Source organism: uncultured Maribacter sp., assembly GCF_947495965.1.
Taxonomy (GTDB): Bacteria; Bacteroidota; Bacteroidia; order Flavobacteriales; family Flavobacteriaceae; genus Maribacter_B.
In genome coordinates, this window is the sequence record NZ_CANMBB010000002.1 from 312681 (window position 1) to 337154 (window position 24474).

A 24474-nucleotide genomic window follows, 5' to 3' on the forward strand; every position below is an offset into this window, starting at 1 on the left:
TTAAAAAATTAGACTTTAATAGTTCTATTAAGAAGCATGTAGTCTGCAATAACTAAAGCAGCCATTGCCTCTACAATTGGAACAGCTCTTGGAACAACACATGGATCATGACGGCCTTTACCTTGCGTTTTAACCATATTACCTTCTTTATCTATAGTTTCATAAGGCTGTATAACGGTAGCAACTGGCTTAAATGCAACCTTAAAGTATATATCCATACCATTGCTTATACCACCCTGTATACCACCACTATAATTAGTTTGCGTAGTACCGTCTGAATTAAATTTATCATTATGCTTACTCCCCTTCATTTTAACACCTTCAAAACCACTACCATACTCAAAACCCTTTACAGCATTTATAGACAACATGGCCTTTCCTAGCTCTGCATGTAACTTATCAAAAGCAGGTTCTCCTAAACCAATAGGTACATTTTTTATGACACATGAAATTACGCCACCAATAGTATCTCCTTCTTTACGAACCTCCTTAATATAATTCTCCATCTTTTCTGCCATAGCAGGGTCCGGACAACGAACAGGGTTAGACTCAGTCAAAGAAAAATCTAATTCTTTATAATTTTTATTTAATTGTAATTCTCCAACCTGAGAAACATAGGCATCAAAAGTAATCCCTTTTACAAATTGTTTTGCAATTGCCCCTGCAACTACTCTACTTGCGGTTTCTCTTGCAGAACTTCTTCCTCCTCCTCTATAATCCCGAAATCCATACTTTTTATCGTACACATAATCTGCATGAGAAGGCCTATAAGAATCTTTTATATGTCCATAATCATGAGATTTTTGATTGGTATTAAAAATTGCAAAACCAATAGGTGTGCCGGTTGTTTTTCCTTCAAAAATTCCAGAATGAAAATCTACAGCATCTGGCTCTTTACGTTGTGTTACAATTGCAGACTGTCCAGGTTTACGCCTATTTAGCTCTTCTTGTATTTTATCAAAATCTAAATCTATTCCAGAAGGGCAACCATCAATCACACCTCCAATAGCAACGCCATGAGATTCACCAAAAGTGGTTAATTTAAATAGGTTTCCAAAGGTATTCCCAGCCATAGTTTTTTAATTTATGCCAAAGGTAATTGTTAATAAAGAAAAACAAAAATTATAAGCCCTCTTAATAATTACCTAACCTTAGGTTTATATAACAGTATATTTATTAACCATTGCATACTGTTTATTTGATTTTAAATTCACTTTTACATTTTCCTAATTCGCTTATTTTGTAGGAAAGCACTTTACAATTGAAAAAAAGAAAAATTGAAATAGCTGTTGTTTCTGATGTACATTTAGGCACCCCCAAATGCCACGCAGAAGAACTTGTCAATTACCTTAACAGTATACAACCTAAAATACTCGTACTTAACGGGGACATTTTAGATACCTGGCATGAAGACAACAATTTCTTCCCTTCTTCTCATGTAAAAGTTATTAAGAAAATACTAAAAATGTCCTCAAAAGGAACCGAAGTAATTTATCTAATTGGAAATCATGATAAGAGCCTAAGAAAATTTAACACCAGCCTTAGTCAAAGTTTAAAAATAAAAAACAAATTAGTATTACACCTAGATGGGAAAAAAGCATGGTTTTTCCATGGTGATGTTTTTGACATTGACACCAAAAACAGCAAATGGATAGCAAAATTAGGAAGTGCAGGCTACAACTTACTACTACATTTAAATAGATTCACACATTGGTTCTGTAAAAAAATTGGAAGAAAAAGATTCTCATTATCTAGTAAGTTTAAAAAAGGTCTAAAAAAATATGTAACAGCAATAGACAATTTTGAAAAAACAGTTTCTGAGCTTGCCATAGACAATGGATACTCTTATGTAATTTGCGGTCATACCCATATTCCAAAAAAAGAAGTAATTGTTACAGAAAAAGGAAAATGTACTTACTTAAATTCAGGAGATTGGGTAGAAAATCTTACTGCACTGGAGTACTCCTTTAAACGCTGGAAAGTATACAAATACAATCATGATAAATTAATACCATTTTTTGCTGATGAAGAACTAAAGAACATGAATATTCATGAACTAATAAACTCGCTCACTTCTAAAAAAGATTCCGAAAACAAATTCACCACTAAAGACACTATTAAAGCATAGCCTCTTTAAAAATAGTTATTGGATGTTTTGCTTGCCTTTTAGTTCCATCATAAATTTGATGCCTACAACTAGTTCCATTTGCTGCAATAATGGTCTCTTTTGAAGCTCCTCTTACTGCTGGAAACAACTTTAATTCCCCTACTTGCATACTTACTTCATAATGTTCTTCTTCATAACCAAAAGAACCTGCCATACCACAACAACCAGAACTTATAATAGAAACCTTGTAGTTTTCTGGTAAATTTAACATATCAAAAGTTACTTTCTGATTAGATAATGATTTTTGATGACAATGGTTATGAATTTTAACCTCCTTAGCTTCTGTAGTAAATAATTGTTTTGTTATTATTCCTTTTGCTATTTGGTCTGCTAAAAACTCTTCCACTAAAAAAGAATTATTTGCAATAGCTTTTACCGTTTCTTTATCATCAGATAATCTATTATATTCATCTCTAAAAGTTAATATTGCAGAGGGCTCTAAACCAACAATAGGAATATTTTTAACCACAATAGGTTTTAGGTTTTCTATATTTTTAAATGCAAGTTCTTTTGCTTGTTTTAAAAACCCTTTAGATAAATAGGTTCTTCCACTTTCTCCATAGAAAAGAGAAACATCATACCCTAATTTTGTAAAAACATCAATAGCATCTTTTCCAAGTTCTACATCAAGATAATTTGTAAATTCATCTATATAAATAACAAGTTTACCTTTAGTCGCAGTTAATTTACTACTAGATACTTGTAATTGTTTATCAAAATTAAAACTTGAAACTTTTGGCAATGCCCTTAGTTTTGCTACTCCTGAACTTTTTTTAATTAATCCGCTAATAAATTCCGAAGTAAACATAGCATTTGTAATTCCAGAAAACTTACTTCCTAGTCGGTTCATTTTAGTACTATGCGCAAACATTTTTGCTCTTCTAGAATACCCATTTGCTTCTTGGTATTGATACAAGAATTCTGCTTTTAAAGTTGCTATATCTACATTACTTGGGCATTCACTAGAACAAGCTTTACAACTTAAACACAAATCAAAGACTTCTTTTAACTCTTTACTATCAAACTTATTTACCTTATCTGAAGTTGTTAAAAACTCTCTTAAGGCATTTGCTCTACCCCTAGTTGTATCCTTTTCATTTTTAGTTGCTTGGTAACTTGGGCACATAGCACCTGCCATGTGATGCGTTTTTCTGCAATCGCCACTACCGTTGCATTTTTCTGCAGCCTTTAAAATTCCTTCATCGGTAGAAAAATCTAAAAGTGTTGGTATCTCTGGCTCTTCCCTATCTATCTCGTAACGTAAAGATGCATCCATAGGATAAGCATCTACTATTTTACCAGGATTAAATATGTTATTAGGATCAAAATAAGATTTCACTCTACGAAGCAGTTCATAATTAGCATCCCCTATCATTAAAGGAATAAATTCTGCTCTTACAATACCATCGCCATGTTCACCACTAAAAGAGCCTTTGTATTTCTTGGTTAACAAAGCAACATCTGTAGTTATATCTCTAAACAAACCTACATCTTTACTTTTCTTTAAATTTAAAATAGGCCTTAAATGTAATTCTCCTGCTCCAGCATGTGCGTAGTAAACAGCTTTCTGGCCATACTTTTGCATAATTAAAGTAAATTCTCCAATAAAATCTTTTAAATCTTCTACAGCAACTGCCGTATCTTCTATACAAGCAACTGCTTTTTTATCGCCTACAAGGTTTGCTAATAAACCTAACCCAGCTTTTCTTAAGGTTATAGCCTTTGCAATATCTCCACCTTTTAAAATAGCCTCTGCATAACTAAGGTTCGATTTTTTAACCGTTTTTAAAACCCCATGTATTTGCTGCTCTAAATCTTCCTCTGTATTACTACTTACTTGCAACATTAAAAGCGCCTCTGGATCTCCATCTACAAAGAAACGGTTTGCTAATTGCTCTCGATTATTTTTAGTACAATCCAAAATAACCTTATCCATCATCTCACATAAGTGCAAATTATTTTCCATTAAAGGAGCAACATCTGTAAGACAATCCTCCAGAGAATGATAATGCGTAATTACCATGGCAGATAATGCTGGCGGCAAATCATCTAACTTAACAGTAATTTCTGTCGTAAAAGCTAAAGTTCCTTCACTTCCACTTAATAAATTACACATATTAAATGGCTTATCAGAGTCTCCAAACACTACATTATCCAACAACTCATCTACTGCATAGCCAGTGTTTCTTCTATGTATAGATGGTTTAGGAAACTCTTTAATTATTTCTTCCTTTATCAAATTATCATTCAGCTCCTTATATATATTCTTATAAAGTGATGCTTCAAGTGTATCTAATTCCATCTTTTCATGGAAATCTTCTTTAGAAATATCCTTAAATTCTACTTCTGAGCCATCAGACAATACTGTTTTTAAAGAAACAATCTTGTCTCTTGTAACGCCATATTGAATAGAAGTTGTACCAGAAGAATTATTACCAACCATACCCCCTATCATACATCTATTAGAGGTAGATGTATTAGGTCCAAAAAACAATCCGTAAGGTTTTAAATGCAGGTTTAATTCATCTCTAATTACTCCAGGTTGTAAAGTAACCTGTTTCTTTTCTTTATCTACATGAAGTATTTTAGTAAAATTCTTAGAAACATCTACCACAATACCTTCTCCAACACATTGGCCTGCTAAAGAAGTTCCTGCTGTTCTTGGTATTAGCCCTATCTTGTTTTCCGTTGCAAAAGAAATTAATTTTTTAATATCAGAAACAGACTCTGGAAAAGCCACTGCCATAGGTATTTTTCTATATACAGATGCATCTGTAGCATATAGTGTTTTAGTTAAATCATCAATTTGTAATTTTCCTTCTAAGGCGTTCCCTAATTCTTGTAAGACTATTTTTTCCAAAGCGGCACAATTTTGAATGCAAATTTAAGTTTTTATTGTGTGAGCTCTATTGAACAGGAGCTCCTTTTTTTAAACATAAAAAGAAACACTATGAAAATTATAAAGTTACTTACACTAATATTCTGTATTACAGCTTTTAATACTAGCGCACAAGAAATATCGGATCATACAGCAGGGCTACGCTTAGGAGATAGCGATGGGTTTGGTGCAGAAATTTCTTACCAACACCTACTATCAAGAACAAATAGATTAGAATTAGATTTAGGTTTTAGAGATAGTAGAGGTTATGACGCTGTTAAATTAGCTGGTTTATACCAATGGGTATTAACTATAGATCAGGGTTTTAATTGGTATTATGGTTTTGGAGGCGGACTAGGAAGTGTAGACTTTACACCTATTCCGGGTGGCGAAGATAATGATGGGCTTTTTGTATTTGCCGCTGGGGATATTGGTATAGAATATAATTTTGATTTCCCTTTATTACTATCCTTGGATTGCAGACCTGAATTTGGTGTAATTGGCTACAAAGGTTTTTCTGACAATTTTGATTTTGATGTAGCTCTTGGTATTCGATACCAATTCTAGGATATATTCCTATAATATAAGCCCATAACTCTATAATGTTAAGGGCTTTTTTTATATCCTAATATATAAGTACATTTGCATCAGAAAAAAATGGATATGAAAAAAATTATAATGCCCCTTATTTTAATTGCTACACTAATAGCATGTAATAGTAAACCAGAAGGTTATACAATTAATGGTACACTTAGAGGAGATGTTGCAGACAGTACTCAAGTAATTTTAAAAAAAATAGGAGAAAATAACCAACCTATTTCCGTAGACACAGCATACACTAATAAAGGTCTTTATTCATTTTCCGGAAAACCGATTGCTCCAGAGTTGCATTATATTTTTGTTGATAAATTACCAGGGTACTCTGTACTTATACTAGAAACTGGCGAAATTGAAGTCTCTGCTCAGAAGGATAGTTTAAATTTAGCTAAAGCAGAAGGTACATTACAAAATGATATTTTCTCTGATTACATGAAAAAATCACAAACAATGTCGCAAAGAGCTATGTCTATTCAAAAAGATTTACAAAAAGCAACGATGTCTCAAGACGAGGCAACTATTTCTGCTTTAAGTGATGAGATGAAGGAACTACAGGAAGAATATAAAAATTTTGAGATAGAATACATAAAAGCTAACCCTAATGGATTAATTTCTGCTTTATTAATAGATCGTGCCATTGCATCTAAATCTACATCTATAGAAGAATTAAAAAGTTTATATGAAGGACTTGCTCCTGAAATAAAAGAAAACAAAGTTGGGAAAAACGTTTTAAAAAGAATTGGCGATTTAGAAGCTAAAGAAGTTGCTAATAAAAATACTTCCATCGGAAACAAAGCTCCTGAATTTTCTGCAAAAAACCCTGAAGGAAAAGAAATTGCTTTAAATAGTGTATTAGGAAAAGTTACTTTAATTGATTTTTGGGCAGCCTGGTGTAAACCTTGTAGAGCAGAAAACCCTAATGTTTTAGCTGTTTATAAAAAATACCATGATAAAGGTTTAAACATTATTGGAGTTTCTTTAGATAAAAACGAAAAAGATTGGAAAAAAGCTATCGCAGATGATAAATTAGAATGGAATCAAGTTTCTAATCTTGCATATTTTAATGATGAAATTGCAAAACTATATAACGTAGATGCAATTCCTGCTGCCTTTTTACTAGATGAAAACGGTATAATTGTAGCAAAAAACTTAAGAGGTAACGCCTTAGAAGAAAAAGTAGCGGAGCTACTTAATTAATTTATCATTTTATTAAATAAAAAAGCAGGTAACCCAAATACAAGGATTACCTGCCAAACTAACTATACTCAATATTAATAACCTGGATTCTGGGCTATTTTTGGGTTCTGGTCTATTACATTTTGAGGAATTGGACTCATATACTGTCTTAAATTAAATTCCGCAGTATCAAACTCCTCTTCTTCCACACTATATACCCATACCCCTGAATTATCAGATGGAACGGAATTACGAATTACCATATTATGTGTTGGAACTGCCATAACTACTTCTGCTGTTTTTAATCTCTTATTATCATAAAAGCGCTTGTTTTCAAAACATAATTCTACTCTCCTTTCTGAATGTATAGCATCTCGCATAGCTTCTTTACTTAATCCCGTTTCTAAATTTGGTAAATCTGAGCGATTTCTTACTTGGTTAATTGCATCATATACAGACGCATCTGGACCAACAGCTTCATTTTGAGCTTCTGCATAGTTTAGTAATACTTCAGAGTACCTATAAAACACATCATTCTGTCCACTAGCACTTCCCGGCGCTGCATCTGGATTTAATCTTTTCTTTTGATAATAACCAGAATCACCAACATCTGTAGCTCCTGCTAAATCTATTTGATTAGTTTTACTGGGATCAGCATAAGTTTCATCTATACGCGTATAAATAATATCTTCTTCTGGCATCCAATCTAATTTATAAGTGGCTCCATCAAATACTATAAAATCATAAAAACGCTTTTCTCTATCTACATATGGCGCTTGAGGGTTATACCCAGAAGTAGGATCTGTAATTGCTTTACCATTTGCCATTTTAAAATTATCTACTAACTCTTGCGTTGGGTTATAATTACCCCATGTTCTATATTGCCCAAGAACATATGTAACACCTCCTCTTCTTTCATAATTACTAGAAAGACCTCCTACATCTTCAATAGCTTGCCTATCCCATATAACTTCAGAATTATATTCATTAGAAGCTCTCCATAAATTAGGCAAATCGTCTATTAATGCATAAACACCTCCATAATCATCTATAAACTTTTTGTTTGTAGCTGCTGCTTTTGCCCATCTTGATGGGTCTGCATTTGCAAAATGCACATAATTACCTGGGTCAGAAATATAGGCACTTCCACTATTAAATAAAGGGCTTGCTGCAAAAAGTTCAATCCAACCCTTAACTACTAATGCTGCACCTAATGTTGCTCTTCCTGCATCACCTTCTCCACTATTATATTTAATACTTAAGTTTTCATTAGAAACAATAGATTCTAATTCACTTGTTATGAAGTTAAATGTTTCCTCAAAAGTAGCTCTTGGAGCTAATAATTCATCTTCAGTAGCAGTGTTTCTATCCAAAGGTTCTAATAAAATAGGAAGTCCACCAACATGCATAAAGTACTCGCTATAAAAATATGCCCTTAAAAAACGTACTTCATCATATCTTTTATTATAAAAGTCTTCTGATAAATTTTCCTTATTTTCATCTAACTTTAAAAGCGCTGTATTACACTTTCTAAGCTTAGTAAAAAAAGCCTCCCAAGAATATCCATTCGTAGGACCATGACTACCAAACCATGGGTTTGTAGTACTTCCTCCAGGTACTTGACAAATACCTTTACGCCATTGATATGCAGTATAATAATGACTAATATTATAATCGTCTGTATAATAATCTAATTGTTCTGCAATCCTATTAAACTGAGGAATTTCACTATACAAATCATTAATAAAAATATCTGCATTAGAATCAGACGCCCATTGTGTAGCATCTGTAAGCTTAGATTTATTTGTATTTTCTAAAAAATCTTCACTATTACATGATGTTACTAGTACCATCAAGAATAAATAAAGAATAGAATTCCATTTTCCTTTATATATTATTTTTTTCATTTATAATTATTTTTGTAATTATCTATATTAATTATAAGCCAATATTTACCCCAAAAGCAAATGATTTACCAACCGGATATGCTCTTTCTAAATCTCTATACCCTAATTCAGGATCAATAAAATCTAAACCACTAAAAGTTAATAGGTTTTGCCCTATCACGTACAGCCTTATAGAGTCTATACCTATTTTTGAAGTTAAAGAAGAAGGTAATGAATAGCCTAGTGTTAAAGTTTTTAAACGTAAATAGCTAGTATCTTCCATCCAGAAATCTGAATTTTGGCCATTATTAGGCGTTGGAGCTGTAGTGGCTCTAGGGTATCTTGCATTTTGATTATCTGGAGTCCATCTATTATCAAAATATTCATAAGCAAAATTACTTCCATTATTACTAAAAGGTACCGTTAAAAAGGTACGCATACTAACGCTTGATTTTGCTGCTCCTTGGAAAAACAAGGATAAATCAAAGCCTTTGTAGTTAAAAGAAGAATTAAAACCAAATGTCATTCCTGGATATTGAGAAGGATCCCCAATAACAGTTTGATCATTAACATCTATAATCCCATCTGGCACACCATCTGGTCCACTTAAATCTGCATAACGTATATCTCCAGGGCGCAAGTCTCCAAATTGCACTACATTATAACCATCATCCGCATTAATAAAACCATCTCCATTAACATCATCTGACGTTGAGAAAAGTCCTAACGATTTATACCCAAAAGGAGTTCTATAAGGGCGTCCTGTTAATGTTCTATTTGGGTTGTCTCTTTGAGCATCTGATTGAAATGTCTCCACCACTTCATTTTTAGAATAACTAAAATTGGCTCCTAAATCCATGATTAAACCATTCTTAAATTCCTTATGTGTACTAACCGCTATTTCAAACCCACGGTTATTCATTTCTCCTTTATTTTCTTGTGCTATTGCCAGTCCATATTCTACTGGTAAAGTAACCTGAGGACGCAAAAGCATATCTGTCCTATCTTCTCTAAAATAATCGAATTCTACATTTAGCAATCCGTCCCACATAGATAAATCAAAACCAACATCTAACTTGGTTGCTATTTCCCAGGTAATATTGGGGTTAGACTCATTAGGGATTCTTGAACCTTGAACAACAGCCCCTGTTCCAAAAGCATACGCATTTCCACGCAAATCATAACCATCTAAGTACTGGTAATCTGCAATAGTAAAAGTTCCGTTATTATTTTCAAAATAAGGTAAGTTTCCAGATTTACCCCAAGAACCTCTTATTTTTAAATTATCTATACTAGATACATTACTCATAAATTTTTCTTCAGATACTCTCCAAGCAGCGGAATACGCTGGAAAAAAGCCCCACCTAGAACCTGGTGCGAAAGAATAATGCCCATCATAACGACCAGAAGCCTCAACTATATATTTATTTTTATAACTGTAGCCTAACCTATACACATACCCAATTTCACTTTGGGTCCATGAAGATCCGCCATTACTAGAATCTAACAAATCTGAACTCCCCAAATTTAACTCGTCTATATCCAATCCAAATCGTTCTCTTCTAGCACTAAACCAGTCTCCTTCTTTTTCAGTTGCTTCTGCTACAAACAAACCTGTTATATTATGATCCCCAAAAGTTCTTTTGTAATTAATATAACCTTGGTAAGTATACCCTTTAAACCTATCATTTCTAGTTCGGAGCCATGTAAAAGGAGCTCCATTACCTTCTTGATTAGACACAGCATCTGTAAAAGTGTAAGGTGTAGAACTTAAATCTATATTTTGGTAAACAAATGGCACATGAAAACCTTTATTATGTTTTGTATTAGTATCAAAACTAAACACCCCTTTTAAACTTAATCCTTTAACAAATGGAATATTTTGTTCAATAGCAATGCTACTTAATAATGTATTTTTTTCTGTTTTATCATACCCGTTAGAATTTAATACCCCTACAGGTGTGCTTGCAGAAGATTCTCCCCACTTATCTCCACCTGGATACACTAAAGATTGTGTTGGCACAAATTTGTAAAAACTTCTAAACAAATGTGGCAAATTTTCATTTGCATCAATACCATCTGTATCTTCTATAGAACCAATAAGAGACATACTAATCTTAGTAGTTCCAGATACTTTTGCCTCTAAGGCCAGGTCATAATTATATCTTTGATACCCTACTGGTTCAAAAATTCCTTCTTGTTTAAAACGATTTAAAGCCCCTCTATAAGTAACAAATTCTGTTCCTCCCCCTATTTCTATACCATTTGTTGTAACTGGTGTAGTTTTTCTATAAACGTCTGTGAAATTTGAATCTGGATATAAAAAAGGATCGTCTTGATGTAAACTTGGATAATTTGCAATTAAATTTGGATCATTAGGTGGCGTTGCTCCATTAGGATTATCATTAAAATACCCTTCATTTTGTATAGCCATATAATCTCTTGCAGATACCATCTCCGGAAGGTAAGTTGGCTTTTGAAAACCAACAGATGTATTAATTGAAACCTTAGGCTTACCAAGTTTTCCTTTTTTAGTTGTAATAAGAATTACCCCATTTGCTCCACCAATTCCAAAAGGAGCAACAGCTGCTGCATCCTTTAAAACTGTTATAGTCTCTATAGAACTTGGGTTTATTTGTTGTAAATTATTTCTTCTTATACCATCTACTACAATTAATGGAGTTGTGCTTCCTGTTGTAACTATACCTCTAATATTAATATTTGGACTATCATCTCCAGGTGCCCCTCCATTAGGTCGCATATTTAAACCTGTTACTCTACCAGCTAAAGAACTAGATACGTTAGAAACTGGAATTTCTGATACTTCTTTAGCTTTTAACGTGCTTATAGAACCTGTTACTGTTGCCTTTTTTTGGCTAGCATAACCAACAATAACAACTTCATCTAAACCAGCCGCATCTTCTTCTAGGACGATATTTATAGAAGTTTTTTTGTTAATAGAAACTTCTTTTGTTTTAAAACCTATATAACTAAATACTAAAACACCATCACTACTAGCTTCAATTTCATATTTACCGTCAAAGTCTGTTTGGGTACCAGTTGTTGTGCCTTTTACTATAACATTTGCTCCTGGTAATGGAGCACCGTCATCATCAGTAACAATACCTGATACCGTAAAATTTTGTTGCTCTAGCTTATTTTTAATTAATTTTTGAGACTGTTGTTTTAGCTTATCATTTTTCTTTAATACAATTTGCTTTTTAACCAAAGTATACGAAATATTACTATTCTTGAAAAGAATATCTAATATTTCTTTTATTGGAGTTTTCTGGACTGCTATGGATACTTCTTTTGAAACATCAATTTCTCCAGTGATATAAAAAAATTTAAATTGACTTTGCTTTTCTATTTTATTTAAAACACTTTCAATAGATTCTTTTTCTATGTTTAGTGATATTTTTTTATTCTGTGAATAAGTATTGGCATTAACATTAAATAACACCAGAACAAATAACATTAATGAGAGTTTCATTTCTCTGTTCTTTTTTAAAAAGTTTCCTAGAAACACAGAAAACCTGTCTGTTTTTTTCATATTTTAGTATGATTTTGATTAGTTATTTTACAATTCGGTTAAAGTCATTTTTAATCGAGAAACGTTCCCGCGTTTCTCGGTTTTTTTAATTTTTAAGTCAAGTCATATCTATATTGGTTTTTTGATTATTATTTTGTTATCTATTATTTCATAATTAAACCTTGCACTTTCTTTAAAGGTATCTAATAGATCAATTATAGATTCGTCCTCAAAATCTCCTTTAAATTTCAAGTTGTTTAATTTTGAATATTCATTTTCAATTTTTACATTATACTTTCTTTCAATTTTCCTGACCACATCTTTAAACTCTTCATTATCAAACAACAATCTTCCATTTCGCCACCCCAAATATTTATTAACATCAACATTTTTAATGGTTATATTCTCTTTAAATAAAGACGCTTTTTGACCAGGGACTATTTTTATATGAGTATCCAAATCATCCTTCATTATTTGATCATAAACAACCACACTTCCTTCTGCTAACACAGTATATGAATCCGTATTTTCATATGAATTTACATTAAAGTGAGTACCTAAAACCCTAACTCCTATATCATTGGTATTTACTATAAAAGGATGGTCTTCATCCTTTGCTACTTCAAAATAAGCCTCACCTTTTAAATAAATTTCTCTTTGATTTCCTTTTATAAAATTTATTGGGTACTTCATTGTAGAACCAGCATTTAAATGCACTGTTGTACCATCAGAAAGTGTTAACTTAAAAGTTCTTCCGTATGGAATACTAATTTCATTATAAACTAAATCTGCAACCGCATCATTGTTAACATAATTTATAGAGTTCCCATTTTGCTTTCCTATAACTTTCCCTTCTTTTATTAAATTTCGTTGCCCTTTAGAATCAATTATAATTTTCTCATTATTTGCAGTCTTAAGAATAATTGCATCTTCAGAAATAACTAATGGTTCACTTGAGTTTTTATCTTTATTTATATAAAAAACAGATATAGAAAATAGTACAACAATAATTGCTGCATATTTAAAATAATAATAAAAAGGTTTATTAACCTTTTTATTATTATTTCTTTCGAGTTCAATTTTTCTCCAAATTTTATTTTTTATATCGTCATCAAAATTTAATTCGTGAAGCGGTACTTCTTCATTCTGAAAAGATTCTAAATAATTATTTAGCATATTTTTTTCATGCTCGGTACATTGACCATCTACATATTTTTTAAATAGTAATTTTGCCTGTCTTTTGTTCATATAAAATAATGAATGAGTACTTATTATTAATTAAGTACCAAAAAAGGATAAATGGTACACGTTGAAAATGACTTTTATTGCTGTTTTAACAAAAAAAGCCTAAAAAAATTAAGGAAAAATCTTTTTGAAAGCGAAAAATTATTTATTTAGAAAAGTAAAATAGGTAAGAAAAAAATACAGTACTACTTCTTCTGAATTAAGACAAAGTCTAATTTTATGTATTCCTTTAGATATTTGATTTTTAACAGCTTGAATTGTGATTCCAAGCTCATTAGCTATTTCTTTATTAGATTTATGCTCAAATCTACTTAAAATAAAAATTTGCCTACACCTATTCGGGAGCTGTTGTTCTATAATATTTTTAATTAATTCTTCCAACTCTAAATATTCCATTTTTTGTGAAACATTCATTGAAACATCAATTAAATTAAGCCTACTTAAATCTTCATTTGATATTTTTTTATCCCTAATGTAATTGAATATTTGATATTTTACACTTTGAAAAAGATAAGGCTTTAATTTCTTAATATTAGACGTATTACGTTTTGACCAAAAATCTATAAAAATATTTTGGATTATATCTTCACAAACTTCTTTATCATTCAATATTTTAAAAGCATAATAAAACATACCTTTTGAATACCTATCATACACTTCCTTAAAAGCACTTGAATTTCCACTTATAGCTTGTTCTAGTATAATATTATCAGAAAGATTTTTTGTCATTTTATTAGATAAGAAAATATAAATTGTGAAATAAATATATATGAAATATAATAATATTTTAATATTTATATTAAAATATTACACTAAACACAAAAAATAAAAAACTTGATTAGAGTTAGTTTGTTTGTCTAAACAAAAAATAAAAAAATAGGAAAACATCAATATTCATTACTTTAACATTATATGAAAAACAGTATAGCTACAGAAAAAAGCACTTAAACTATAACGTTATAGAAGAAAAGTAACAGAGCTACTTAATTAACATAATATATTGATCAAAAAGATAACTAAAAAGATTTTCTTAAGACTACTTTAGAGTTGTTCATTTTATGTTCAAACTTAGCCTCTAATATCATGTTTGCTGCTTGTTCTCCCATTTTTTTATAATTAGAACTAATGGTTGTTATTCCTTCTTCTAATATTTCTTTTAAAGGAGTCTCGTTATAACTTATTACTCCTACGTGTTTACCTAATTCCCATTTTTTTTCACGAACAGATTTAATAATATTTACTAAACTATAATCATTAGAATCAGTAGTAATATAAAGGTTTCCCTCGGCAAAACTCAATGCAGAAAAACTACTATGCACCTCGCCTTTAAAATTATATTCTTTACAAAATCTAGCAAAGCCTTGTTCTGTAAAAACAACTTCAGAATCATTCTTTTGGAGTAATAATATTATTTTTTTATATTTTTTTACAGTGTTAATATTAATGGATAAGACATTGAAAATATCATTTTCAAAATCTTGATAAATCATGCCATACCCTTTTACTAAATTATCAACATATTTATCTATAATAATTAATCTTTCGGGCGGTATTTTATCCAATGCTTCATATAAAATTTCATTTGGACGTATAGATGTACTAATAACAAAATGGGTAAAGTTTTTAAAATTTTGTAAAATAAGAGATTCAAAAAGTTCTATATTTTGGTAGTGAAAATATAAACTAACCTTTGCTCTTTCTCCTAACTTATTCACAAAAGAATTATTGAATTCTTCTTTAAAACTAGTATACTTATCTAACATTAAAAAAACCCTAAAATCTGTTTCTGGAGATACATCACTTACAAAATAACCTATTTTATCAACTGCTTTAACTATACCTTTTTCGCTAAGATGCGCTAACGCTTTAAAAACAGTTTCTCTACTAAAATTAAATTCTTCAGAAAGTTTATTTACAGAAGGTAATTTTTGCCCAAGAACTAAACGTTTTTCGTTTATCTGTTTTGTTATTCCATCAGATAATAATAAATATTTAGGTTTTTCTGGGTTTTTCTCTAACTCAAATTCTTCCATAATTTAATGAATTTTATTGGCTAATTCATAATGTTCAAATATAGTAATATCTGTTGCTACACTACTAGTATAACCCAATTTCATGCAAACTACAATTCCTATTTAATTTTATAATTAAAATAAAAAAAACATAAAATTATTTGCTAAACATAAATATAAGTTATTATTTTGACACAGACCATACCAGACCAGACTAATTTTATTTGCAAATAATTTAATTTAAACTAACATAAAATAAACAATCATGTTAAAAGGAATACTTCCTGCTATACCAACCTGTTTTACAGATCGTGGTAACATTAATCTAGAAGCACAAAAAAAAGTAATACAATTTGTAATTTCTGCTGGAGCGCATGGTATTGTTTTTCCGGGTGTTGCAAGTGAATACAATTTTCTTACTTCTAAAGAACGAATAAAATTAATTAAACTTTTAGTGTCTGAAGTAAACGGAATAATACCAATTGTAGCTGGTATTAGTGCACCAAGTATAAAAGAAGTTACAATATTAGCAGAAGAAGCTAAGGAAAATGGAATTAAACATTTTATGTTAATGGCTCCAAAACGTTTTGAAAATAATTTAGATAAACATATTTCCTTTTTTAATGATGTAGCTACACAATTTCAAGATTGTGAAATAATACTACAAAATGCCCCAATGCCTATTGGAGCAGGATTAGATGCGCAGCAATTAATACAAATTATTGAAAACAACACAAATATAACGTACCTTAAAGAAGAGAAAATTCCTTCGGGCCCAACAATATCCGAGGTGTTAAATAAAAATATACCACATTTATTGGGTGTATTTGGTGGAGGCGGATCTAGGTATATAATAGACGAATTAAATCGCGGTTCTATTGGTGCTGTTCCTGCTGCCGAAATTACAGACTTACATGTAGCTATTTTTAATGCTTATAAAAATGGAGAATTTAGCCAAGCTAGAAATTTATATAGACTTACCCTACCCCTATTAACCTCACAGACCATATATAGAATGGAACTCACAAAATATATTCTAAAAAAACGTGGTGTGGTTGATGCTCTTTATGTTAGAGCTCCATTGCCTAAATTAGACAAATACGCGAAAGAAGATTTAGACCAAATATTGAAAGATTTACAAGAAGAAAATATACTTATATGAGTAAAGAAAATAATAGTGATAAAATAGCCAAAGTAGAAGTTTACTATGTTTCACTAGAACAAAACGAAACCTATCTAGGACCCGTTTCAGGGGAAGAAAATCTTAAAAGAGAGGAATACTTTATCCGAGAATCAAATAGAACTGTTTATCCAAAAAAAAATAAATCTATTGTAGTTAGAGTATTAACTGAAAATGGTATTGAAGGATGGGGAGAAACTTACGGATTGGTAGCAGGTGATGCAACAGTAGCAATTATTAAAAACTTATTTGCAGACTTTATTATTGGAAGAAATCCATTAGACGTAATCACTATATATGAAGATTTATACGATTTAATGCGTGTTAGAGCTTATCATGGAGGTTTTTATCATGATGCCTTAGCAGCTGTAGACATAGCAATTTGGGATATTTATGGAAAAACAGTAAAACAACCTTTAGCACGTTTATTGGGAGGGATTAGAAGAACTAAAATCCCAGCTTACGTTTCTGGTCTTCCAAAATCTACTATAGAAGAACGTTGTGAAATAGCTAGTAATTGGCAAAAAAAAGGCTTTAATGCTTTTAAATTTGCTTTACCAATGGCTGATCAAGGTGGTGCTGAAGAAATGAAACAATTACGAAAAACTTTAGGAGAAGAAGCTCTAATAGCTTGTGATATGCACTGGGCAAGGACACGAGGAGAGGCCGTTTCCCTTATCCAAGAAATGATGCCATACCGCCCTTGGTACATAGAAGCTCCAATCTATAATGAAGATTTTAATGGACTTAGTTGGATAGCAAAAAAAACAAATGCAACTATAGCTGTTGGAGAAGAATGGCGTACAGTATATGATGCAAAACTAAGAATAGATTTAGAAGCATGCCAAATAGTACAACCAGAAATGGGCCATACAGGTATTACTCAATTTATGCGAATAGCTAATTATGCGCATGCGCATAATCTTTTAGTAATGCCACACGCCACTATTGGTTCTGGAATTTTTTTAGCAGCTAGCCTTCAAGCTAGTGCTGCAGTTCAAAATATTGCTTTTCATGAATTTCAACATACTATATTTCCTGAATTTACATCTTACAATACAGGAAACATAACATGTGAATCTGGTTTTTTTAGTGTTCCTAGTGGAAATGGAATTGGCGTAGAACCAACAGAAGAAATGAAATCAAAAATGACTTTATTATGAGTTCTTTTGATTATGTTTTTTTATCCCTTTATGTCTTAGGTGTTTTTTTAATTGGCATTATATCTTCTCGTAGAATAAAAAGCCAGAGTGATATGTTTTCGGCAGGAGGAAATGCCCCTTGGTGGGCATCTGGCCTTAGTGGTTTTATGACCATGTTTTCTGCCAGTACTTTTGTTGTATGGGGAGGCATAGCATATAGGTATGGTTTAGTAGCTGTAGCCATTAATATATGTAATGGTATAGCTGCATTGCTAGTTGGGTATTATGTAGCAGGAAAGTGGAATAAATTAGGAATTTCTACCCCAGCAAGTTATGTTGAATTACGTTTTGGTAAAATTGGACTTAATTTTTACACATGGACAATGATGCTAAAAAAAGTATTAGGAACAGCAGTATCTGTATATTCATTAGCCATTGTTTTAGTTGCTTTAATTCCTTTAGATGAAGGGCATTTTCTAAGAGATGTTGCAACAGGAAATTTATCCCTTAATTGGGCTATTATTATTTTTGGTATTATCGTTGTTGCTTATACAATGATTGGTGGCTTATGGGCTGTTTTAATGACCGATGTTCTACAATTTATTGTTTTAACATTAGTAGTAATTATGGTTACCACTTTAATGATTAATGGAGTTGATAATTTTAAAGATACCCTACTTAGTTTACCAGAAGGGTTCTTCTCTCCCACTGCAGCAGAATACGGATGGATATTTTTAGCCGGATGGGTAATAATTAATTTTTTTGGAATAGGTGCCGAATGGGCTTTTGTACAACGCTATACAGCAGTAAAGTCACCTGTAGAAGCAAGAAAGTCGGCATATCTTTTTGGCAGTCTATACTTTATAGCTCCTCTAATTTGGTTATTCCCTACAATTATGTATAGAAATATTAATCCAAATGCAAATCCAGAACAAGCTTATATTTTAGCTTCCCAATCAGTTCTACCAGTAGGTGTATTAGGATTAATGTTTGCAGCCATGTTTTCTGCAACAGCAAGTATGGTAAGTTCACAATTAAATGTTTTTGCAGGTGTACTAACTAATGATTTTTATAAACCATTAATAAACCCTAACGCCTCTGAAAATATTTTAGTTAAAGTTGGACGTATCTTTACTGCAGCTTTAGGTATTATTTTAATTTTAACAGCTTTATTTGTTCCATTAATGGGAGGTGCTGAAAAGTTAATAATCTCAATAAACTCACTATTAGTAGTACCATTATTAGCGCCAGCATTATGGGGTCTATTTAGCAAACGAATTGGCGTTCTTGAAATGTGCCTTGTTGCTTTAGTAAGCTTTTCAGTAGGCTTGCTTTTACGCTTTGGATTTCAAATAATTGGAGGAAACATAAACGTATTAGTTGGCGTTATTCTTCCGGTTATAATGCTAGCCATAATGGATTTTTTAAAACGCAACAAAATAGATAAGGGCTGGGAGCTAATAGAAGCAAACAGAAATAAAGTTTCCAACCTTAATACAGCTAAAGAAAAAGAAAATAAAATAATTGACACTTTTCCTCAAAAAGTAGTAATGATAAGTTTAGCTGTTTGTGCTTTAAGCTTATTTGTTTTGATGTTTCTTACAGATAATGGTAAAATTATTATTGGTGTTTTTGGGACATGTCTTTTATTAATAGCTTTAGGCATACAATTTAAAATAAAGAGTTTAACCAAAAAAAATAGGTTACTTTAGTAAATAACCTATTTTTTTACATTTGTTTTTTATTTTAAAATTTATTCTTAACGTCTTTAAATTTTCCTTCTACAGTTACGTTTCCAGATTTTTTAACATCTCCAAATATATTTATTACAGAGTCTTCTCCAATAAATTCTATTGTAGCGCCATCATTAAGAACTAAATCTCCATAAATGGTTAAGTTACCCTCTACTCTTAACTTAGCACCAGAATTAACATTAATATTTCTCTTTCTATTGTTTCTACCAACAACGAATGTCCCATTCATCTCAAATAAAGCATTGGCATTAATATTTACGCCTTCTTTAACTGTCCAGGATCCACATAAAAGTAAATCTCCTCCAATATTTACACTATTAAATCTTTTAGAACCTCTATAAGATAATGTTTGATTAGCGTTTACATTAAGATTAGAACCACCACTATAAGAAGACAATTCCGAACAACGGGCAGCTAAGCTTTCATCGGGTTTATTTAATTTTATAATTTGCAAACCTTCTTTTCCAGAAGCCGCAAAAACATAGTCTCCTTTTGTTGTTACATAATTTACAGAACCTTCTAATTGAATAATACCAACCAAATCTGTATTATCATTTTGTTCTTCTGATAAACATAATCCTGCACCCCCATTTGCCATTAACAAAACACCCTCATTAGTTGCAACTGCATTTGTAACAACATCTCCAGAATCTACTCCATTAGGATTAATTAATATTGGAATGTATTCTTTTAAAGTTCCAGTTGCAATACTATATATTCCTGCTCCATTAACTCCTTCGGCAACTACAATATTATCTCCAGAAAAATCTAACGTTCTTTTAGTGTTTATACCAAAATCACTATCAATAGCAATCTCCTTAACTATATTTAAATTTAAGTCTAATACTGCTACACCTTTACTTGCATCTAAAACGGCAATATTATTATCTTGAACCACTACAGAACGTAAATCTAAAAATTCAGATTCATTAACAGCGTTTAATGTGTTCTTATTATAAATAGACAAAGTTCCTTCTTGCCCGCTAGTTACATATACATTATTACCATTTACTACAACATCTGTTGCGTTGTATCCTTCTTGAAAAGCATATTCAATATTTGTAGTTCCAGTAAACCTACCACTTGAAGCAGCAATTTTACCCAAAAAAGAATTGGAAGTTGCTCTTACCGATGTTTCTGCATCTACACCACCCGCAAAATATACATATCCATTATCATATTGGATAGAATTTATATCTGCATTAGAATAGTATAATCTTGAGGTAACTCTTGGGTTATTTGGATCACTTACATTAATAATATCCATTGCACCTGCATAACCATCTTCTACGGTATTATAAGATACATAAGCATAATCTCCATCTACATGCACATGAGATGCTGTAAGGTTCTCTCCTCCTGCAAAAGAAGGCGCATCTACCTGGGCTACAAGAGTTAAAGGATAATCTCCTGCTATTTCTTCATCTTTTGAAGTTAATCCAGATTTTCCTGATGTAGAAGATTCTTCAAAGATATCTAGTACACCTGCATTATCATAAACAATACTATTTTCTAGCGCTTGTTCACTTGCTTCAATTGTAATGTCGTCTTGGGTTTCGTTAAATACTGTAGTCTCATCTACACACGATGTCATTAAGCCTAAAAAGGCCAGTACATATAAGGGGATTCTTTTCATAAAAGTAGGTTGTTTAATTAGATTTGGGTTCTAACGTAACGTTAAAATTAAACTTTATGTATGTCTCCGCCTGTATTTTTCGATGAAATACACTTACACTTAGCTATTTAGCACTATACTATAGATGAGTTTTACAATATTTTTATAATAGCTTACAATTTCCCCATTCTTTCTAAAGCAATAAGTATAATAATAGGAACTGCTAATAACAAAACAATTAGTGTATCTGTAATTAATAAATTAGGCATAAAAAGCAATGTAACTACATAACCACCAATTGCCCCACCAAAATGAGCAGTATGTCCAATATTACCTAATCTACTTTTCATTCCATATATAGAGTATAACAAATAACCTATACCTATAATATATGCCGGTAAAGGAATAGGAATAAACATAATACCTAAACGCATATTTGGCTCTAATAATATTGCTGCGTATAATATACCTGTTACCGCACCACTAGCTCCAACCGCAGAATAATAAGGCTCATCTTTATGAAAAAACAAAGCAAGTAGACTACCCGCGACGAGACTAACTACATATACTAAAAGAAATTTAGCAGGTCCAAAATAATCTATAACTACATCTGCAAAAAAATACAGCGTAAACATATTCATAAATAAATGGGAAATATCTACATGTAAAAAACCAGAAGTAAACATACGCTCCTTCTGCCCCGCTTTAATTGGACCAATACCAAATTTATAACGCTCAAAAAAAGAAGAGTCATTAAAACCTTTAAAAGAAACTATAATATTGGCAGCCATTACAGCTATTGTAGCCACATGAAGATTGTTCATTATGTAAAAATTTATATACCTTCCAAATATAACTATATTTGCCAATTATAATATAGAATATGCAGTTGCTTGTTTATGTTTTAATCTATCCATTGTTATGGATAATATCTAGACTACCCTATAAGTTATTTTACTTTTTTTCTGATGTAGTGTATATCATTGTATATCGGATTTTTGGTTATCGCAAAAAAGTGGTTCGGGACAACCTTACTTTAGTTTTTCCGAAAAAATGTGATATTGAACTTAGAAGAATAGAAAAAGATTTTTACAAGCATATGTGCGATATGTTTTTAGAAATGGTAAAAACGATGCATTTATCTAGAGAAGAAGTTAAAAAAAGATATAACGTAACAAATATTAATGTACTTCAGAACATACTAGAAGACAAAAGCATATTGGTAGTTTGCTCCCATTATGCAAATTGGGAATGGAATGTTAGTATTAATAATTATATAGATGGTAAAGGCTATGCAGTTTACCAAAAAGTTAGTAATGCTTATTTTGATTCTTGGATAAAAAAAACTAGAGCTCGTTGGAATACTACATTAATCACTCAAAAAGAAACTGTAAAAACTGTGATGTCTAACGTTAAAAACAACGTAAAATCTATCTACGGTATGGTAAGTGACCAATCTCCTATGGTACATAAAGGGCAATACTGGACAGAGTTTATGGATATTAAAGTTCCTATTTTTAATGGTGCCGAAACAATGGCAAGAAAATTAGACCTTGCTGTAGTTTTCTTAAAAGTTAGTAAAGTTAAAAGAGGTTATTATACCGCTGAGTTTATTCCAATTACTACCAATGCAATGAATACGGAAAAGAATGAAATAACGGATGAATTTTTACGGCTTACAGAACAACAAATAAAAGAAAAACCTGAACACTATTTATGGACACATAGAAGATGGAAACATAGAAATAGAGTTCCTAAAGAATTTTTATAAAAAAGCCCAATACTATTAGTATCAGGCTTTTTCTTTTACAATTTTAAAAGTAATTATATACCAGCAACTTCTTTAATTTCTCCAATAATCTTATCTGCCAAATTATCCGCTTCTGCCTGACTTTTAGCTTCCGTGTAAATTCTAATAATTGGCTCTGTATTAGATTTACGTAAGTGCACCCAATTTTCAGCAAAATCAATTTTTACACCATCTATCGTAGAAATTTCTTCACCATCATATTTTTTTGCCATAGCTACCAAAATACCATCTACATCTAAACCTGGTGTTAATTGTATTTTCTTTTTACTCATAAAATACGATGGATAACTAGCTCTTAGTTCTGCTACCGTACCTCCTTTTTCTGCCATATGCATTAAAAATAAAGCAGTACCAACTAAAGAATCACGTCCATAATGGCTTTCTGGATAAATAATTCCTCCATTACCTTCGCCACCAATAATTGCATTATTTGCTTTCATTTTGGTTACTACATTCACTTCTCCTACTGCAGCTGCTTCATAGGTACCACCATGTTTTTGCGTAATATCTCTTAAAGCTCTTGAAGAGGATAAGTTAGAAACTGTATTTCCTTTTGTTTTACCCAATACATAGTCTGCACAAGCAACTAAAGTATATTCTTCCCCAAACATTTCGCCATCATTACTAATAAAAGCTAAACGATCTACATCTGGATCTACTACAATACCAAAATCTGCTTTTTCTTTTACCACTAAATCACAAATATCTCCTAAATGCTCTTTTAACGGTTCTGGATTATGTGGAAAATGACCTGTTGGGTCACAATACAACTTTACCACTTCTACACCTAAAGCATCTAGTAATTTTGGAATTGCTATTCCTCCTGTAGAATTTACACCATCTACAACAACTTTAAACTTAGCTTTTTTAATTGTCTCTGCATCTACCAATGGCAAATCTAAAACTTCGTCAATGTGTATGTCTATATATGCATTGTTTTCAACAACAGTACCTAAATTGTCTACTTCTGAAAAAGTAAACTCTTCTTTTTCTGCCAATTCTAAAATAACAGCACCTTGCGCTGCATCTAAAAACTCTCCTTTTTCATTTAAAAGCTTTAAAGCATTCCACTGTTTAGGATTATGGCTTGCTGTTAGTATAATTCCACCATCAGCTTTTTCAATAGGAACCGCAATTTCTACAGTAGGCGTGGTAGATAAATCTAAATCTATCACATCTATTCCCAAACCAGTAAGTGTAGATACTACAAGATTCTGAATCATTTGCCCAGAAAGTCTAGCATCTCTACCAATTACTACTTTTAATTTTTCTTTTTTAGAATACCCTTTTAACCATGTTCCATATGCTGCTGCGAACTTCACAGCATCAATTGGTGTTAAATTATCTCCTGGTTGCCCTCCAATGGTTCCACGTATTCCTGATATTGATTTGATTAGTGTCATATAATAAATAAAAAAGTTTTTGCAAATATACAGGACTATTTCTTATCCTAAGTTTAGCATTTCGTAAATTCGACCTT

General features: G+C 31.4%; 17 protein-coding genes. 7 read left to right on the forward strand and 10 right to left on the reverse strand.

All coding sequences use genetic code 11. The features are described from left to right. Nucleotides 1-8: 8 nt before the first annotated feature. Nucleotides 9-1073, reverse strand: coding sequence for a chorismate synthase (gene aroC, locus Q0820_RS05855; RefSeq protein WP_298486004.1), 1065 nt, complete (start codon nt 1071-1073; stop codon nt 9-11). Nucleotides 1074-1261: 188 nt separating this feature from the next. On the opposite strand from aroC, the gene Q0820_RS05860 reads away from it, so the two are divergent. Next, nucleotides 1262-2128, forward strand: a complete 867-nt coding sequence (locus Q0820_RS05860) for a UDP-2,3-diacylglucosamine diphosphatase (RefSeq protein WP_298486006.1) — start codon at nt 1262-1264, stop codon at nt 2126-2128. On the opposite strand, the gene Q0820_RS05865 is transcribed toward Q0820_RS05860, so the two are convergent. After that, nucleotides 2118-5027, reverse strand: a complete 2910-nt coding sequence (locus tag Q0820_RS05865) for an FAD-binding and (Fe-S)-binding domain-containing protein (RefSeq protein ID WP_298486008.1) — start codon at nt 5025-5027, stop codon at nt 2118-2120. The genes Q0820_RS05860 and Q0820_RS05865 overlap by 11 nt on opposite strands. 90 nt (nt 5028-5117) lie before the next feature. Here Q0820_RS05865 and Q0820_RS05870 point away from each other — a divergent pair, with 90 nt between their 5' ends. After that, entirely contained in the window at nt 5118-5612 is a 495-nt protein-coding gene (locus Q0820_RS05870; protein ID WP_298486010.1) for a hypothetical protein, read from the forward strand. A gap of 96 nt (nt 5613-5708) precedes the next feature. After that, nucleotides 5709-6839, forward strand: coding sequence for a TlpA disulfide reductase family protein (locus tag Q0820_RS05875; protein ID WP_298486012.1), 1131 nt, complete (start codon nt 5709-5711; stop codon nt 6837-6839). Nucleotides 6840-6913: 74 nt separating this feature from the next. Here Q0820_RS05875 and Q0820_RS05880 read toward each other — a convergent pair whose 3' ends face one another. From Q0820_RS05880 to Q0820_RS05900, 5 genes are all read right to left on the reverse strand, one after another. Continuing rightward, entirely contained in the window at nt 6914-8725 is a 1812-nt protein-coding gene (locus Q0820_RS05880; RefSeq protein WP_298486013.1) for a RagB/SusD family nutrient uptake outer membrane protein, read from the reverse strand. Nucleotides 8726-8756: 31 nt separating this feature from the next. Continuing rightward, nucleotides 8757-12257, reverse strand: coding sequence for a TonB-dependent receptor (locus tag Q0820_RS05885; protein WP_298486015.1), 3501 nt, complete (start codon nt 12255-12257; stop codon nt 8757-8759). Nucleotides 12258-12365: 108 nt separating this feature from the next. Continuing rightward, nucleotides 12366-13484, reverse strand: a complete 1119-nt coding sequence (locus tag Q0820_RS05890) for a FecR family protein (RefSeq protein ID WP_298486017.1) — start codon at nt 13482-13484, stop codon at nt 12366-12368. Nucleotides 13485-13622: 138 nt separating this feature from the next. After that, nucleotides 13623-14210, reverse strand: coding sequence for an RNA polymerase sigma factor (locus Q0820_RS05895; protein WP_298486018.1), 588 nt, complete (start codon nt 14208-14210; stop codon nt 13623-13625). 287 nt (nt 14211-14497) lie between these two features. Then, entirely contained in the window at nt 14498-15514 is a 1017-nt protein-coding gene (locus tag Q0820_RS05900) for a GntR family transcriptional regulator (protein WP_298486019.1), read from the reverse strand. A gap of 244 nt (nt 15515-15758) precedes the next feature. Between Q0820_RS05900 and Q0820_RS05905 the strand changes: the two genes are divergently transcribed. Genes Q0820_RS05905 through Q0820_RS05915 form a run of 3 tightly spaced genes read left to right on the forward strand, consistent with a single transcriptional unit; the run spans nt 15759 to nt 19527 of the window. Further along, on the forward strand, nt 15759-16655 hold the full coding sequence (locus tag Q0820_RS05905) for a dihydrodipicolinate synthase family protein (RefSeq protein WP_298486020.1): 897 nt from the start codon (nt 15759-15761) through the stop codon (nt 16653-16655). Continuing rightward, nucleotides 16652-17836, forward strand: coding sequence for a mandelate racemase/muconate lactonizing enzyme family protein (locus Q0820_RS05910; RefSeq protein WP_298486021.1), 1185 nt, complete (start codon nt 16652-16654; stop codon nt 17834-17836). Before Q0820_RS05905 ends, Q0820_RS05910 begins: the two co-directional genes overlap by 4 nt. Further along, nucleotides 17833-19527: a sodium:solute symporter family protein gene (locus Q0820_RS05915; RefSeq protein ID WP_298486023.1), complete on the forward strand. Its 1695-nt coding sequence runs from the start codon at nt 17833-17835 to the stop codon at nt 19525-19527. The genes Q0820_RS05910 and Q0820_RS05915 overlap by 4 nt, the downstream gene beginning before the upstream one ends. 34 nt (nt 19528-19561) lie before the next feature. On the opposite strand, the gene Q0820_RS05920 is transcribed toward Q0820_RS05915, so the two are convergent. Together Q0820_RS05920 and Q0820_RS05925 are read right to left on the reverse strand one after the other, a co-directional pair. Further along, a complete protein-coding gene (locus Q0820_RS05920; RefSeq protein WP_298486025.1) occupies nt 19562-21205 on the reverse strand; it encodes a hypothetical protein in 1644 nt (547 codons plus the stop codon). Between the two features lie 152 nt (nt 21206-21357). Continuing rightward, nucleotides 21358-22008 (reverse strand): rhomboid family intramembrane serine protease, encoded by a 651-nt coding sequence (locus tag Q0820_RS05925; RefSeq protein WP_298486027.1) that lies wholly within the window; start codon nt 22006-22008, stop codon nt 21358-21360. Between the two features lie 59 nt (nt 22009-22067). Here Q0820_RS05925 and Q0820_RS05930 point away from each other — a divergent pair, with 59 nt between their 5' ends. Beyond that, nucleotides 22068-22955, forward strand: coding sequence for a lysophospholipid acyltransferase family protein (locus Q0820_RS05930; protein WP_298486028.1), 888 nt, complete (start codon nt 22068-22070; stop codon nt 22953-22955). 53 nt (nt 22956-23008) lie between these two features. Here Q0820_RS05930 and glmM read toward each other — a convergent pair whose 3' ends face one another. After that, a complete protein-coding gene (glmM, locus tag Q0820_RS05935) occupies nt 23009-24397 on the reverse strand; it encodes a phosphoglucosamine mutase (RefSeq protein WP_298486030.1) in 1389 nt (462 codons plus the stop codon). Between the last annotated feature and the right edge of the window lie 77 nt (nt 24398-24474).